A 12359-nucleotide genomic window follows, 5' to 3' on the forward strand; every position below is an offset into this window, starting at 1 on the left:
AATGGCAGAGGCGGCCTGATCCCTCGTGGGATCAGGCCGCCTCTGCGCGTTACGCGTCGCTGATTTAGCGGTAGCCGGCCCGGCGCGCCATCCGGCGTGCAAGGATGTACTCCGAGGACGGTCGCAGCCATGCGAAGACGACACCGGCCACTCCGAGACCGGTAGCCAGCACGATCATCGCGTTCAGCGTGCCCGCCTGGGCATCGCCGAACATGGACACCGTGGCGATGGACATGGACAGCCCCAGCAGCGAGAGCACGGCCAGCACGGTGGCGATGATGCGCATGGCGCTCACACCGCGGCCCACGAAGAAGCCCACCAAGAAGTACAAGGCGATGCTGATGACAGCGGAAGTGATCATGAAGCCGGACATCACGGAGTTGAACTCGGCCATGAACGCCTCGGGGCTGCTGAGCATCTGCTCGACAAACGGATCCTCCGCCAGCTGCGGATTGGCCTGCAGGTCGGACCGCATCTGCTCCTGGAGCAACGACCACTGCGACGTGATCATGTTCGCGAACATGTTCGAATTGAACATGAACCAGGTGGCAATGGCATTGGCGATTCCGGAAAGCAGGATCAGGAGGAAAGCCCACTGCAGGGTCTTGGGCCGCTGCGCCGGAGGCTGGACCGGAGCGTATCCGCCCTGCGGCTGGCCGTAGGGGTCGAAAGACGGTGCCGGGGACTGCGGCTGTCCGTACGGATTCTGTCCATAGGGTGCCTGACCGGGCTGGTTCTGGCCATAGGGGTTTTGTCCGTAGGGATTCGGGTTCGAAGCATCGGACCCGGAAGTGGGGTCGTAGGGCTGGCCCGGCTGGTTCGGATCGTAGTTGCTCATCAGTGTCCTCAAAGGTTGAACCGGCAAGGAGCCAAATTGGCTCCCTCTGCTTGATTCCGTGTGCATTCTCGTACTATCCAGACTAGTCGCCGCGCTTTGTGATGCACCCCATCCGAAAGGATGGTTTTTCCATTTGCGAATCCCATGCAAGCCCTGTGAATCGTTGACGGTGAGCACATTATTCATCTTTTAGGTTGATTCTTTGAGACACTGGAAGCATGCCACTTTCGACTGTTCATTTGCTGCGCCACGGGGAAGTTTTCAACCCGGATCGCATTCTTTATGGTCGAATCCCAGGTTTCGGCCTGTCAGAGCTGGGATTCAAGATGGCCGATGGTGCCGGGGACTACTTTGCCAAGCACCAGTCCTCCGGTGGAAACATCGTCCGGATCGTCGCCTCGCCGCTGGTGCGGGCCCAGCAGACCGCAGCCCCCACGGCCCAAGCGCTGGAACTGCCGATTCTCACCGATGACCGGGTCATCGAAGCGGGCAACAAACTGCAGGGGCTTTCCAAGGTCGCGCAGCATCTGAAGAGCCCGCGCTACTGGCCGTTGCTGGTCAACCCCCTTAAGCCGTCCTGGGGCGAACCCTACGCAGAGCAGGTCGCCCGCATGCGAGAGGCCATGGACTTCCACCGCAAGGCCGCGCTCGACGAGCACGGCGACGGTGTCGAAATCGTGATTGTCAGCCATCAGCTTCCGATCTGGGTCACGCGTCGTTCCGCCGAGGGCAAGCCGCTGTGGCATGATCCGCGCAAGCGCGAGTGCACGCTGACCTCAATTACCAGCTTTGAATTTGATGGAGATGAAATCCTCTCCGTGCGTTACACCGAACCGAGCCCCGAGCTTCTTGCGGGCGCGGCAAACATCCCTGGAGCCTGAAGCAAAATGATTGATCCCGTGCAGAATCCTCGTCCGCTGTCTCGGCGCACCATGCTGCGTACCTTGGTGGCGGCGGCGGCAGTGGTTCCGTTGGCGGCATGTTCCCCCACTGAGGATAATCTCACCGCTCAGGCCAATAGCGGAGACGGAAAGAACTACATCGCAGGCGACGGCGCCGTGCAGGAATACACCCCGGATCGGCGCACCGACGCGGTGGAAATCAAAGCCGAAACCTACCAGGGAACCGCCGTTGATCTCGCCGAGTGGCAGGGCCAGCCGGCTGTCTTGAACTTCTGGTACGCAGCGTGCGCACCGTGCCGAATCGAGGCGCCGCACCTGAAGGAACTTGCCGAGGAATTCAAGGGCAAGGTCAATTTCCTCGGAGTCAACGTCCGGGACGAAGCGGAGGCCGCCATGGCCTTTGAACGGACCTTCGAAATTCCCTACGAGTCCGTCCAGGACACCAGCGGCGACATCCAGCTGGCCATGACGAAGTATGTCCCGCTGCAGGCCGTTCCGTCCACGATCATCCTGGACCGCAATGGACGGGTGCGCGCCCGTGTCATCGGCGCCGTCGAGCCAAGCACGCTGAAATCGCTGATCAGTACCGCTCTGACCGAAGAGTTGTGAGCTGAGCATTGACCGATAATCCATTCGCGGACATCGTCCTGGACGGCTCGCTGCTCCTTGCGGCCCCGGTGGCGCTGCTGGCAGGACTGGTCTCCTTCCTCTCTCCCTGCGTGCTCCCGCTGGTTCCCGGCTATCTGGGTTACGTCACCGGCCTGACCGGTGCAGACCTGAAGGACCACCGTCGCGGACGCGTACTGGCAGGTGTGCTGCTGTTCGTCTTGGGCTTCTCGGTGGTCTTCATCGCCGCCGGAGTGCTGTTCAGCCAGGCCACTGCATGGTTGCGTTTCAACGGCGGTTGGGTCACCCAGATCCTGGGCCTGGTGGTGATATTCATGGGCGTCGTGTTCATGGGTGGATTCTCCTTCATGCAGCGGGACCGCAAGATCCACCGCAAGCCGCCGGCAGGATTGTGGGGCGCCCCGGTGCTGGGTCTGACCTTCGGCCTGGGCTGGGCGCCGTGTATCGGCCCGACGCTGAGTGCCGTGCTGATCATGTCCACCGGCGTGGATGCGAATGTGGGTCGCGGTACGCTGCTGACCCTGTTCTACTGCTTGGGCCTGGGCCTTCCGTTCATCCTGATCGCGCTGGGGCTCCAGCGCGGCATGCAGGCATTGAACTTCTTCCGCCGCTATCAGCTGCTGATCATGCGGCTGGGCGGGGGACTCCTGATTCTTTTGGGTCTTGTCATGGTTACCGGCCTGTGGGGCACCTGGGTAACTGAACTGCAAAACTGGTTTGCCAATGAAGTGAGGTTGCCAATCTAATGGCGAAGAACAAGCAGAAAGCCAAGAACCGGGGCGATGCCCCGGCCCTTGGCTTTGTCGGATTCCTGCGGTGGATTTGGACCCAGTTGACGTCGATGCCGACGGCGCTGTTCCTGCTGCTGATGCTGGCGGTCGCCGCCGTGCCGGGATCGATTTTCCCCCAGCGGTCGGTGAACCCCGAACTCGTCACCCAGTACCTGGACCAGCATCCGGTGGCCGGGCCGTGGCTCGACCGCTTCCAGATGTTCGAGGTGTACTCCTCGGCGTGGTTCTCCGCCATCTACATCCTGTTGTTCATCTCGCTGGTAGGGTGCATCACCCCGCGCATCAAGAAACATGCAAAGGCCCTGCGCACCCCTCCTCCGCGCACCCCGGCCAAGCTGGAACGGCTGCCGCAGTACCACTCCATGGAGGTCATGGAGGACCAGCCGGACACCCCAACCGACGACCAGCTGATCGACGATGCCTACAAGATCCTGAAGAAGCGCGGCTACCGCGTGGAACGCCGCGATGACGCAACCGGCCGCTCGGTATCCGCTGAACGCGGTTACACCCGCGAGATCGGCAACCTGCTCTTCCACATCTCGTTGCTGGGCATCCTCGCGACGGCCGGCCTCGGCCAGGCCTACGGCTACGGCGGCCAGCGTGTGGTTGTCGAAGGCGAGACCTTCGTGAACTCGCTGGTCTCCTACGACTCGTTCAGCCCCGGCAGCAACTTCTCCGCCGACAACCTCCAGGGCTACTCGGTGAAGCTGGACAAGTTCGACATCCTCTTCGACCGCGATTCCAAGGACTACTTCGGCCAGCCGCTGGACTTCACCGCCCACGTGCAGGTCCGCGAAAATCCCGACGCCGAGCCGGTCAAGCAGGAACTGAAGGTCAACCACCCGCTGCGCATCGACGGGGCGGACGTCTATCTGGTGGGCAATGGCTACGCGCCGGTGGTCACCGTGCGCGACGGCGAAGGCAACGTGTCCTATTCCGGACCGCTGGTGTCCGTCCCCCAGGACTCCGTGTACACCTCCCTGATGGTCATCAAGGTTCCCGACGCCAAGCCCGAGCAGCTCGGTTTCCAGGGATTCCTGCTGCCTACTGCCCTGGTGGGCGAGGACAACGTGGCATTCTCCGGCGACCCGAACGCCATCAACCCGCAGCTGCAGCTGAACTCCTACTACGGCGATCTGGGGCTGAACTCCGGCGAACCGCAGAACGTGTACGTGCTGGACACCGAGAAGATGACGGAGCTGAACAGCCGGAACCTCGATGCCGGAGGCATCGTGCTCGGTGCGGGGGACACCTACGAGCTGCCCGACAACTTGGGCAGCATCACCTTCGACGACCTCAAGCGCTATATTGCACTGGACGTGAACTACGATCCAGGCAAGTGGCCGATCGCGATCTTCTCCGGGCTGGCGTTGCTGGGCTTGATCATTTCGATGTTCACCCCCCGCCGCCGCGTATGGGTGAAGCTCAAGAATGAGGATGGCAGGCGTAGTATCGAATACGCGCTCTTGGCCCGTGGTGAGGATCCGAGACTTGAACGTGAATCCGACGAATTGCAGAAAATCTTCGATAAGGCTTGGCCACTGGCAAGCCAGGAACAGGACCTAGGAGCCGTAAATGGGTAGCAACGCTGCACTCGAGCCAATCAACGAAACGCTGGGTGTCTACAGCCAGCTGTTCATGTTGCTGGCAGCCATGGTCTACATGGTCGTCTTCATCTTCTTCGCGCTGGATCTGGCCAAGACGAACAAGTCCATCAGCGAGATGGACGCCGCCGCGCTGAAGGAAGACGAGAAACTTCTGGTCTCCGCCGGCGCCGTGGCACGCCCCGGCCGAGGACGCCGCGGCGAAGACAGCCGTGCCGACAACGTCGGCGAGCACATCGTGACCGACAAGATGGAGTACACCAAGCTCTCATCGAGCCGCAAGATGGCCCGCATCGCCGTGGTCCTGATGTGCTTGGCCACCGCGTTGCACGGCTTCGCGGTCTTCGCCCGCGCCTTTGCAGCGAACCGCGTGCCGTGGGGCAACATGTACGAATTCATGTCCACCGGTGCCCTGGTGGTGTCCGTGGTGTACTTGGTCGCGTTGTTCTTCAAGGACCTGCGCTTCATGGGCAGCTTCATCTCCGGCCTGGTAACCCTGATGCTCTGCGGCGCCACTATCGGATTCCCGACCCCGGTCGGCCACCTGGTTCCGGCCTTGCAGTCGCCGTGGATCGTGATCCACGTGTCCATCGCCGTCTTCGCCTCGGCGCTGTTTGCCATCAGCTTCGCCATGAACGTCCTGCAGCTCATGCAGCATGCACGTATGAAGCGCATTGCCGAGGGCCAGCCTGACAAGATGCCGTTCATGCGCGTAGTGCCGGGCGCCGGCGCCCTGGAGAACTTCGCCTACCGGTTGAACACCATCGGCTTTGCCATGTGGACCTTCACCGTGATCGCCGGTGCGATCTGGGCTGAAGCAGCCTGGGGCCGCTACTGGGGCTGGGATCCGAAGGAAGTCTGGTCGTTCGTGATCTGGGTTGTCTACGCAGGCTACCTCCACGCCCGCGCCACCGGCGGTTGGACCGGCCCGCGCTCGGCATGGTTGTCGATCATCGGCTTCCTGTGCGTGGTCTTCAACTTCACCATCGTGAACATCTTCTTCAACGGCCTGCACTCCTACGCCGGCGTCTAAACGCCGCAACGGCAAAAAGGATCCGGCGGCCCACCATTGGTGGGCCGCCGGATCCTTTTTTGGCGCCTGTTCCAGCGCCGGCCGGGACAACCCGCAAGAGCCGGGACCGGCGGGCACCGCGGCACGACCCGGTGCCCGGGCAGGCAAGGTCCTTCCTGGACCGTCTACACCGACAAGCTGGCTGAGGCAAGAAGCAGGACGAACCCCAAAACGGCACAGGCCCATGGCTTCCACCGCCAGGACACGGAATCGGTGATGTCCTTGTGCTCGCCCGGGGGAAGGGAAGACGCCAGCTTCAGGGATATCACGCTGCAGTCCAGTGTGGCGATGGAAATGTAGGTGGCAACTGCCATGAGTGTTTGTCCTGCACCAGGCGAAGACACGCCGGCAATACTGCCTGCCAGGACGATCAGAACACCAGCTCCCAGCGACAGCATGGCCGCAATGAGCAACCAGGTAATACCGCAATGAGCATCCAGGTAATACCCCTGAATATGGAGGCGGATTCGTTCTTCTGCATCAGTTGTCCTCATATCAATAACCACCGTGGGCGCCTCTTGCCAGCGCGGAGCCTCCTGGGAAGGCGGCACGGTGCGTCCTGTTGCTGGCCGACCCGGATTCTGATCGCCTGCCGTAGCGCCGAAAGCGGGGAGATGGGTGTCCCGAATCGCCGCGGCGGGGAAGATAAACAAAACCCCCGCCAGCTGTACTGGCGAGGGAGAAGGCGCTGACGGCTGCCGGTAGCGCAGCGCCGATGCTAGCTATCGGGAGTGGCGGTGCCGTTTCCGTCTGACTTGTTCTTCTGGTCCTTGGCTTCCTTGGCTTCCTTGGCTTCCTTGGCTTCCTTGGAAGGGCGGTCCGTAGACTGGTTCTTTTTCTGCTCGGCTTCGCGGCGCTTGAGTTCTTCCTCACGTGCGGTCAGCTCCGCGTCGCGCTGCTGCTGGCGGCGCCACACCTCCAGCTGGCGCAGGAAGTCCTCGTCGTCATCGGGAGCCTTGGAACCCTGGACGGTGCTCGTCTCGGCGCTCAGCGGGCGGCCCAGCGTGAACCACAATGTGGCTCCGATCAGCGGTAGGAAGAGGATCACTGCAAACCAGGCAGGCTTGGGCAGCGAGCGTACCTGGTGTGCCTCGGAACGTGCGCATTCGATCAGGGTGTAGATCATCAGTGCAACCGAAATCACTGCGGCGAGAATTATGAAGCGGACCATGACTCCAGTCTAGTGACAATTTTCTTCACAGGTTCATCGGTAAACTTTAAACTATGCAGCTTCTGAAATATACCGTGCTTCGACTGGGAATTTTCCTGGTCGTTTTCCTGGGCCTCTGGTGGGGTCTGAAATGGCCGATCTTTGTGGCGGGCCTTGTCGGCCTGGTGATTGCCTTCGCGGTGTCCTACTTGTTCTTCAACAACCTGCGCCTGCGCGCCAACCAGGATGTGGGCAAGGCGTTCAACAAGACAACCGCCAGCAAGTCCGAAAAGCAGTTGGCCGACGAGGCCGCTGAGGATTCCTACGACGAATCACAGCGCCGCCCTCAGGATCCAACCGCGTAATCCGGCACCGCGTCATCCGACGCCGGACCGTTGGGGAAAATGACAACGCTCCATCCGCCAGGAAGCTGGCGGATGGAGCGTTGAATTTTAAGCGGAGGCTGCCGCGCTCAGCGAAGCCACATGGGAACCAGGATGGCGCCGGCGAAGAGCACGGCGTAGACCATGTTCACGATGCCGGTCTGCTTGAGCACGATCACCAGCTTGGACAGCTCGGCCTGGCGCAGCATGGTCAGGCTGGGCGCCGCCGCCGGCAGGAACGTGACGAGGACCAGCCACATCCACGGGAAGGTACCGGTCACCAGCAACGGCAGCAGGATCGCCACTGCGAGCATCAGCACGTAGGCCAATCGGGCGTTGTGCTCGCCCAGGCGCACCGCGAGGGTGATCTTGCCAACCTCGGTGTCCGTGGGGATGTCGCGCACGTTGTTGGCCATCAGCAACGCGCAGCCGATCAGGCCGGTGCCCACCGCGCCGAGCAGCGCCGTCAGGGTGAACGTGCCGCTCTGGGTGAAGGCAGTGCCCAAGGTGGCCACCAGGCCGAAGAAGATGAACACGTAGACATCGCCCCAGCCGCGGTAGCCGTAGGGGTTCTTGCCGCCGGTGTAGCCCCAGGCGGCGAAGATCGCTGCGACGCCGATCAGCAGCAGCGGCCAGGCCTGGGAAAGGACCACCAGGACCAGACCCAGCACGGCGGCCAGGCCGAAGCAGGCGAAGGCCGCGTTGCGCACGTTCTTCGGCTCGGTCAGCTTCGAGCCGGTCAGCCGCAGCGGACCGACGCGCTCGTCATCCGTGCCGCGGATGCCGTCGGAGTAGTCGTTGGAGTAGTTCACGCCGATCTGCAGCAGCAGCCCGACGCACAGCGCCAAAAGGAAGCGGAACCAGTGGAAGAGACCGGTTTCGCCCACTGCTGCGGCTGTTCCGATGACGACCGGGGCAATGACGATGGGAAGGGTGCGCAGGCGCGCGCCGGCAACCCATTGGGAAAGTGTGGCCACTTTCAGTCCTTTCGGGCGAACACAAAAATCCGTACCCTCTAGTTTCCCGCGAATCGGCGGGCAAGGCGAATCGGGCGGCTAGCGGGCATCGGCCAGCCGGGCCGCGACCAGCCGGCGATCGAACTTCCCGTTGGCCAGCAGCGGCAGTCCCTGCGGGTAGTGCAGCACATATTTCGGCACCGCTTCCTTGCCCAGGGTGCGGCGCACCGCCTCGAAGGCGTCCTCGGTCCGGGTAGGCCCTGAATAGGCCAATCCCACGGCCTGGCCCCACTGGGCGTCCGGCACGGCGACCACCAGCGCCTGCGTGAAGAACTCCTCCAGCAGGCCCTCGATCTTGGCTGCGGAGAGTTTCACCCCGCCGGTGTTGATCACGTCGTCGATGCGACCCTCGATGCGCAGCCGGGAGCCGTCCACGCTGCCCAGATCGTCGGTCAGGTACCAGCGTTGCCCGTCGTGCTCCACGAAGTGCTCGGCGGTGGCCTGCGGGTCGTTGGCGTAGCCGTCGGCCAGCATCGGCCCGGAGACCAGGATGCGCCCATCCTGTTCGCGCAGCGCCACCCCGGGCAGGGCGGTGCCGTTGTAGACCAGGCCGCCGGAGGTCTCCGCCGAACCGTAGGTCTGGAAGATCTTCAGCCCGTGGTGGCGGGCGCTGGCCAGCAGGTCCTTGCTGGCGCGCGCCCCGCCCAGCAGGATCGCATCGAAGCGCTTGAGCGCCGCGGCGGTCCGCGGGGTGGGGTGGTCCAGCAGGCGGGCCAGCTGGGTGGGAACCAGCGAGGTCAGCCGCCGGGCGTCCACCATCTGCTCCGCCGCCGCGGTGAAGTCCTCGGCGGAGAAGCTGCCGTTCTGTTTCATGATGACCGGCTTGGTGCCGGCGAACAGCGAACGGGTGAGCACGCTGAGCCCGGCGACGTAGTGCACCGGCAGGGCCAGCAGCCACTGCCCCTCGAAGCCCAGGAACTCGGCGGTGGCCTGCGCGCTGGAGGCCATCGCGGAGACGCTGAGCACCGTGCGCTTGGCGCGGCCGGTGGACCCGGAGGTGCGCACCACCACCATCGGCTCCTCGAAGCCGGAAAGCTGGGCCGGGTCCAGCCGGTTGAGGACCCAGCCCTCCGGGGCCTGCGGATCGGCCACGACCTCCACGGCCGGGCCGTCCTCGTTCACGGTGGCGGCCAGGGCCTCCAACAGTGCCAGATGTGGTGCGTCCAAAGCCGTCTCCTAGCTCGGGGTCGATGGGTGGATCGGATAGGTGGTGGTGCGCTGCGCGGCTAGAAGTAGTAGGGGTAGTTCGACCAGTCCGGGTCGCGCTTGCCCAGGAACGCGTCGCGCCCCTCCACCGCTTCGTCGGTCATGTAGGCCATGCGGGTGGCTTCGCCGGCGAAGACCTGCTGCCCGGCCAGCCCGTCGTCGGCCAGGTTGAAGGCGAACTTCAGCATGCGGATGGCCTGCGGGGACTGGGCGGCGATGTCCGCCGCGTATTCCAGGGCCACCTCTTCCAGGCGCTCGTGCTCCACGGACTCGTTGACCGCGCCCATGCGCACCATGTCGTCGGCCGAGTACTCGCGGGCCAGGAAGAAGATCTCGCGGGCGGTCTTCTGCCCGACCTGGCGGGCCAGCAGCGCGGAGCCGTAGCCGGCATCGAAGGAGCCCACGGTGGCGTCGGTCTGCTTGAACTTGCCGTGCTGCTTGGAAGCGATGGTCAAATCCGAGACCACATGCAGCGAGTGCCCGCCGCCGGCGGCCCAGCCGTTGACCACGCACACCACGACCTTGGGCATGGTGCGCATCAGGCGCTGCACCTCCAGGATGTGCAGGCGCCCGGCGCGGGCCGGGTCGATGCTCTCGCGGGTCTCGCCCTCGGCGTAGCGGTAGCCGTCACGGCCGCGGATGCGCTGGTCGCCGCCCGAGCAGAAGGCATGGCCACCGTCCTTCGGGGAGGGGCCGTTGCCGGTGAGCAGCACGGTGGCCACGTCTCCGGTCATGCGGGCATGGTCCATGGCGCGGTAGAGCTCGTCCACGGTGTGCGGGCGGAATGCGTTGCGCACCTCGGGCCGGTCGAAGGCGATGCGCACGGTGGGCAGGTCGCGCAGGATCGCGCCGGAGGCGTCGCGTTGAACCTGGCGGTGGTAGGTGATGTCGGTGAAGTCGAATCCCTCGACCACCCGCCACCGGGTCGGGTCAAAGATATCGGAAACCTTGTGGGGCAATGCGGAATTATTCTGGCTACTCACCCTATGAATGCTAGCCGTTTGCCGCGCGTTCTTCAGCACTTCGGCCGCCAGGCCAGCTTTGTTGCGCGTTCGGCGCAAACGACGGCGGCGGTGCTGCCCCAACAGGGGAGCACCGCCGCCATGGCCGGACAGTTCGCTCAGGCGCCCGACCGCGAGCTGTCGGCCGCCGGAGGCACCGCAGCCAGGATGCCGGTGTCGTGGGCATCCGGGATCTCGGTGCCGCGCAGCGAGGCCCCGGCGGTCTCCGGCATGAACTTGATGGCGATCAGGCCGATCACGCAGGAGGCCATCATGTACACGGCCGGGAACAGCAGGAACCCGGTGGAGTTGATGGCCGCCTCGTTGACCATGGCCGCGGTGCCGCCGAACAGCGCCGTGGCCACGTTGTAGGTGACGGCGAACCCCGCGAAGCGCACCTGCGAGGGGAACATCGCCGGGAACGTCGCGGTGATCGTTGCCAGCTGCGGGATGTACAGCAGGCCCAGCACCGCGAAGCCCACGATGGCCCAGGCGAAGGAGCGGCCCATGAGCCAGAACATCGGCAGGGCCAGGACGAACAGGCCGATCACCGAGAAGTACCACATGGGCTTGCGCCCGATGCGGTCCGAGAGCGAGCCGGCAAACGGGATGACGGCCATCATGGCCACCTCGCCGATCAGGATGGTCGCCAGGGAAGCTGTCGAATCCAGGCCCAGCTGGGTTTCCAGGTAGGTCGGCATGTAGCTGAGCAGGGTGTAGTTCACCACGTTCAGCGCGATCACCAGCCCGCCCATGGTCAGGATCGGGCGCCAGTAGGCGGTGAACAGGTCCTTCAGGGAGCCGCCCTGCTCGGTTGCGCCGGATTCCTCCAGTTCCTGGAAGACCGGGGTGTCCTCCAGCTTGCTTCGCAGGTACAGGCCGATCAGGCCCATGGGCAGCGCCAGGAAGAACGGGATGCGCCAGCCGTAGGCCATCATGGCTTCCTCGCCCAGTCCCAGCTGCAGGAGCAGCATGACCGCGGTACCCAGCGCGAAACCGCCCAAGGTGCCGAATTCAAGGAAGGAGCCGAAGAACCCGCGCTTGCGGTCCGGGGCGTACTCGGCCATGAAGGTCGCTGCGCCGCCGTACTCGCCGCCGGTGGAGAATCCCTGGATCATGCGAAGCAGCACCAGCAGCACCGGGGCCAGCACGCCGACCATCTGATAGGTCGGCAGCACGCCGATCAGGAACGTCGCGCCGGACATCAAGAGGATGGTCAGGGCCAGGATCTTCTTGCGTCCGAGCTTGTCGCCCAGCGGACCCCAGACGAATCCGCCCAGGGGACGGACCAGGAAGGAGAGGGCGAAGGTGGCCAAGGCCATCACGGTGCCGCCTTCGGTGGGGAAGAAATGCGCGGTGATGTAGGTGACGGCGACCGCGTAAACGCCGTAGTCGAACCATTCGGTCATGTTGCCCATGGCCGAAGCGGCGGTGGCCTTGCGGACCTCCTTGCGCCCTTCCGCGGTGGACATGTCCGGCCCGATGTCCTTGGTCAGGTCCGGCGAGAATGACGAGTTATCCGTGTTGTCTTGTGGTTGGCTGTTTTCCGGTTGCATTACTGCTCCGATGCGTCTCAGCTTTCCGTCGACCGGATGCCCGGGCAGCCGCTGGAAAACTTTGGCGTCCCGGTTACGGTCCACGATCCGGGCAGGCCCGGAGTCGGTCAAGTAACCGAGGTTACGCCACGTGATCATGTAATTCAACGGTTGACATGGAATTCATTGGATCCTCTCACGGATATATTCGATTGGGTATCACGTGATCAATGG

General features: G+C 63.8%; 13 protein-coding genes. 6 read left to right on the plus strand and 7 right to left on the minus strand.

The window, feature by feature from the left end:
* Positions 1-64: 64 nt before the first annotated feature.
* A complete protein-coding gene (locus tag IEY43_RS11710; protein ID WP_188948838.1) occupies positions 65-838 on the minus strand; it encodes a hypothetical protein in 774 nt (257 codons plus the stop codon).
* Positions 839-1056: 218 nt separating this feature from the next.
* On the opposite strand from IEY43_RS11710, the gene IEY43_RS11715 reads away from it, so the two are divergent.
* From IEY43_RS11715 to ccsB, 5 genes are read left to right on the plus strand one after another with little or no spacing between them, the layout of a single operon-like run.
* A complete protein-coding gene (locus tag IEY43_RS11715) occupies positions 1057-1719 on the plus strand; it encodes a histidine phosphatase family protein (RefSeq protein WP_188948772.1) in 663 nt (220 codons plus the stop codon).
* A gap of 6 nt (positions 1720-1725) precedes the next feature.
* The gene (locus IEY43_RS11720; protein ID WP_188948773.1) at positions 1726-2349 is read left to right on the plus strand and encodes a TlpA family protein disulfide reductase; all 624 of its coding nucleotides are present in this window, start codon (positions 1726-1728) and stop codon (positions 2347-2349) included.
* A gap of 8 nt (positions 2350-2357) precedes the next feature.
* Positions 2358-3113, plus strand: coding sequence for a cytochrome c biogenesis CcdA family protein (locus IEY43_RS11725; RefSeq protein ID WP_188948774.1), 756 nt, complete (start codon positions 2358-2360; stop codon positions 3111-3113).
* The gene (gene resB, locus IEY43_RS11730) at positions 3113-4741 is read left to right on the plus strand and encodes a cytochrome c biogenesis protein ResB (protein WP_188948775.1); all 1629 of its coding nucleotides are present in this window, start codon (positions 3113-3115) and stop codon (positions 4739-4741) included. Before IEY43_RS11725 ends, resB begins: the two co-directional genes overlap by 1 nt.
* Positions 4734-5795, plus strand: a complete 1062-nt coding sequence (gene ccsB, locus IEY43_RS11735; protein WP_188948776.1) for a c-type cytochrome biogenesis protein CcsB — start codon at positions 4734-4736, stop codon at positions 5793-5795. Before resB ends, ccsB begins: the two co-directional genes overlap by 8 nt.
* Before the next feature lie 164 nt (positions 5796-5959).
* Here ccsB and IEY43_RS11740 read toward each other — a convergent pair whose 3' ends face one another.
* Together IEY43_RS11740 and IEY43_RS11745 are read right to left on the minus strand one after the other, a co-directional pair.
* Positions 5960-6340: a hypothetical protein gene (locus tag IEY43_RS11740; protein ID WP_188948777.1), complete on the minus strand. Its 381-nt coding sequence runs from the start codon at positions 6338-6340 to the stop codon at positions 5960-5962.
* A gap of 212 nt (positions 6341-6552) precedes the next feature.
* Positions 6553-7005 carry a PLD nuclease N-terminal domain-containing protein gene (locus tag IEY43_RS11745; RefSeq protein WP_188948778.1) on the minus strand — a complete coding sequence of 151 codons (453 nt, stop codon included), beginning with the start codon at positions 7003-7005 and terminating at the stop codon, positions 6553-6555.
* Between the two features lie 53 nt (positions 7006-7058).
* Here IEY43_RS11745 and IEY43_RS11750 point away from each other — a divergent pair, with 53 nt between their 5' ends.
* The gene (locus IEY43_RS11750) at positions 7059-7349 is read left to right on the plus strand and encodes a DUF4229 domain-containing protein (RefSeq protein ID WP_188948779.1); all 291 of its coding nucleotides are present in this window, start codon (positions 7059-7061) and stop codon (positions 7347-7349) included.
* Positions 7350-7456: 107 nt separating this feature from the next.
* On the opposite strand, the gene IEY43_RS11755 is transcribed toward IEY43_RS11750, so the two are convergent.
* The 4 genes from IEY43_RS11755 to IEY43_RS11770 form a co-directional block, all read right to left on the minus strand.
* Complete coding sequence (locus IEY43_RS11755; RefSeq protein ID WP_188948780.1) at positions 7457-8344, minus strand: 1,4-dihydroxy-2-naphthoate polyprenyltransferase; 888 nt, start codon at positions 8342-8344, stop codon at positions 7457-7459.
* Positions 8345-8422: 78 nt separating this feature from the next.
* Positions 8423-9550, minus strand: a complete 1128-nt coding sequence (locus IEY43_RS11760; protein ID WP_188948781.1) for an AMP-binding protein — start codon at positions 9548-9550, stop codon at positions 8423-8425.
* Positions 9551-9609: 59 nt separating this feature from the next.
* Complete coding sequence (locus IEY43_RS11765) at positions 9610-10572, minus strand: 1,4-dihydroxy-2-naphthoyl-CoA synthase (RefSeq protein WP_188948782.1); 963 nt, start codon at positions 10570-10572, stop codon at positions 9610-9612.
* Positions 10573-10709: 137 nt separating this feature from the next.
* Positions 10710-12146 (minus strand): MFS transporter, encoded by a 1437-nt coding sequence (locus tag IEY43_RS11770; protein ID WP_188948783.1) that lies wholly within the window; start codon positions 12144-12146, stop codon positions 10710-10712.
* Between the last annotated feature and the right edge of the window lie 213 nt (positions 12147-12359).

This window comes from Glutamicibacter protophormiae (assembly GCF_014647495.1).
Taxonomy (GTDB): domain Bacteria; phylum Actinomycetota; class Actinomycetes; order Actinomycetales; family Micrococcaceae; genus Glutamicibacter; species Glutamicibacter protophormiae.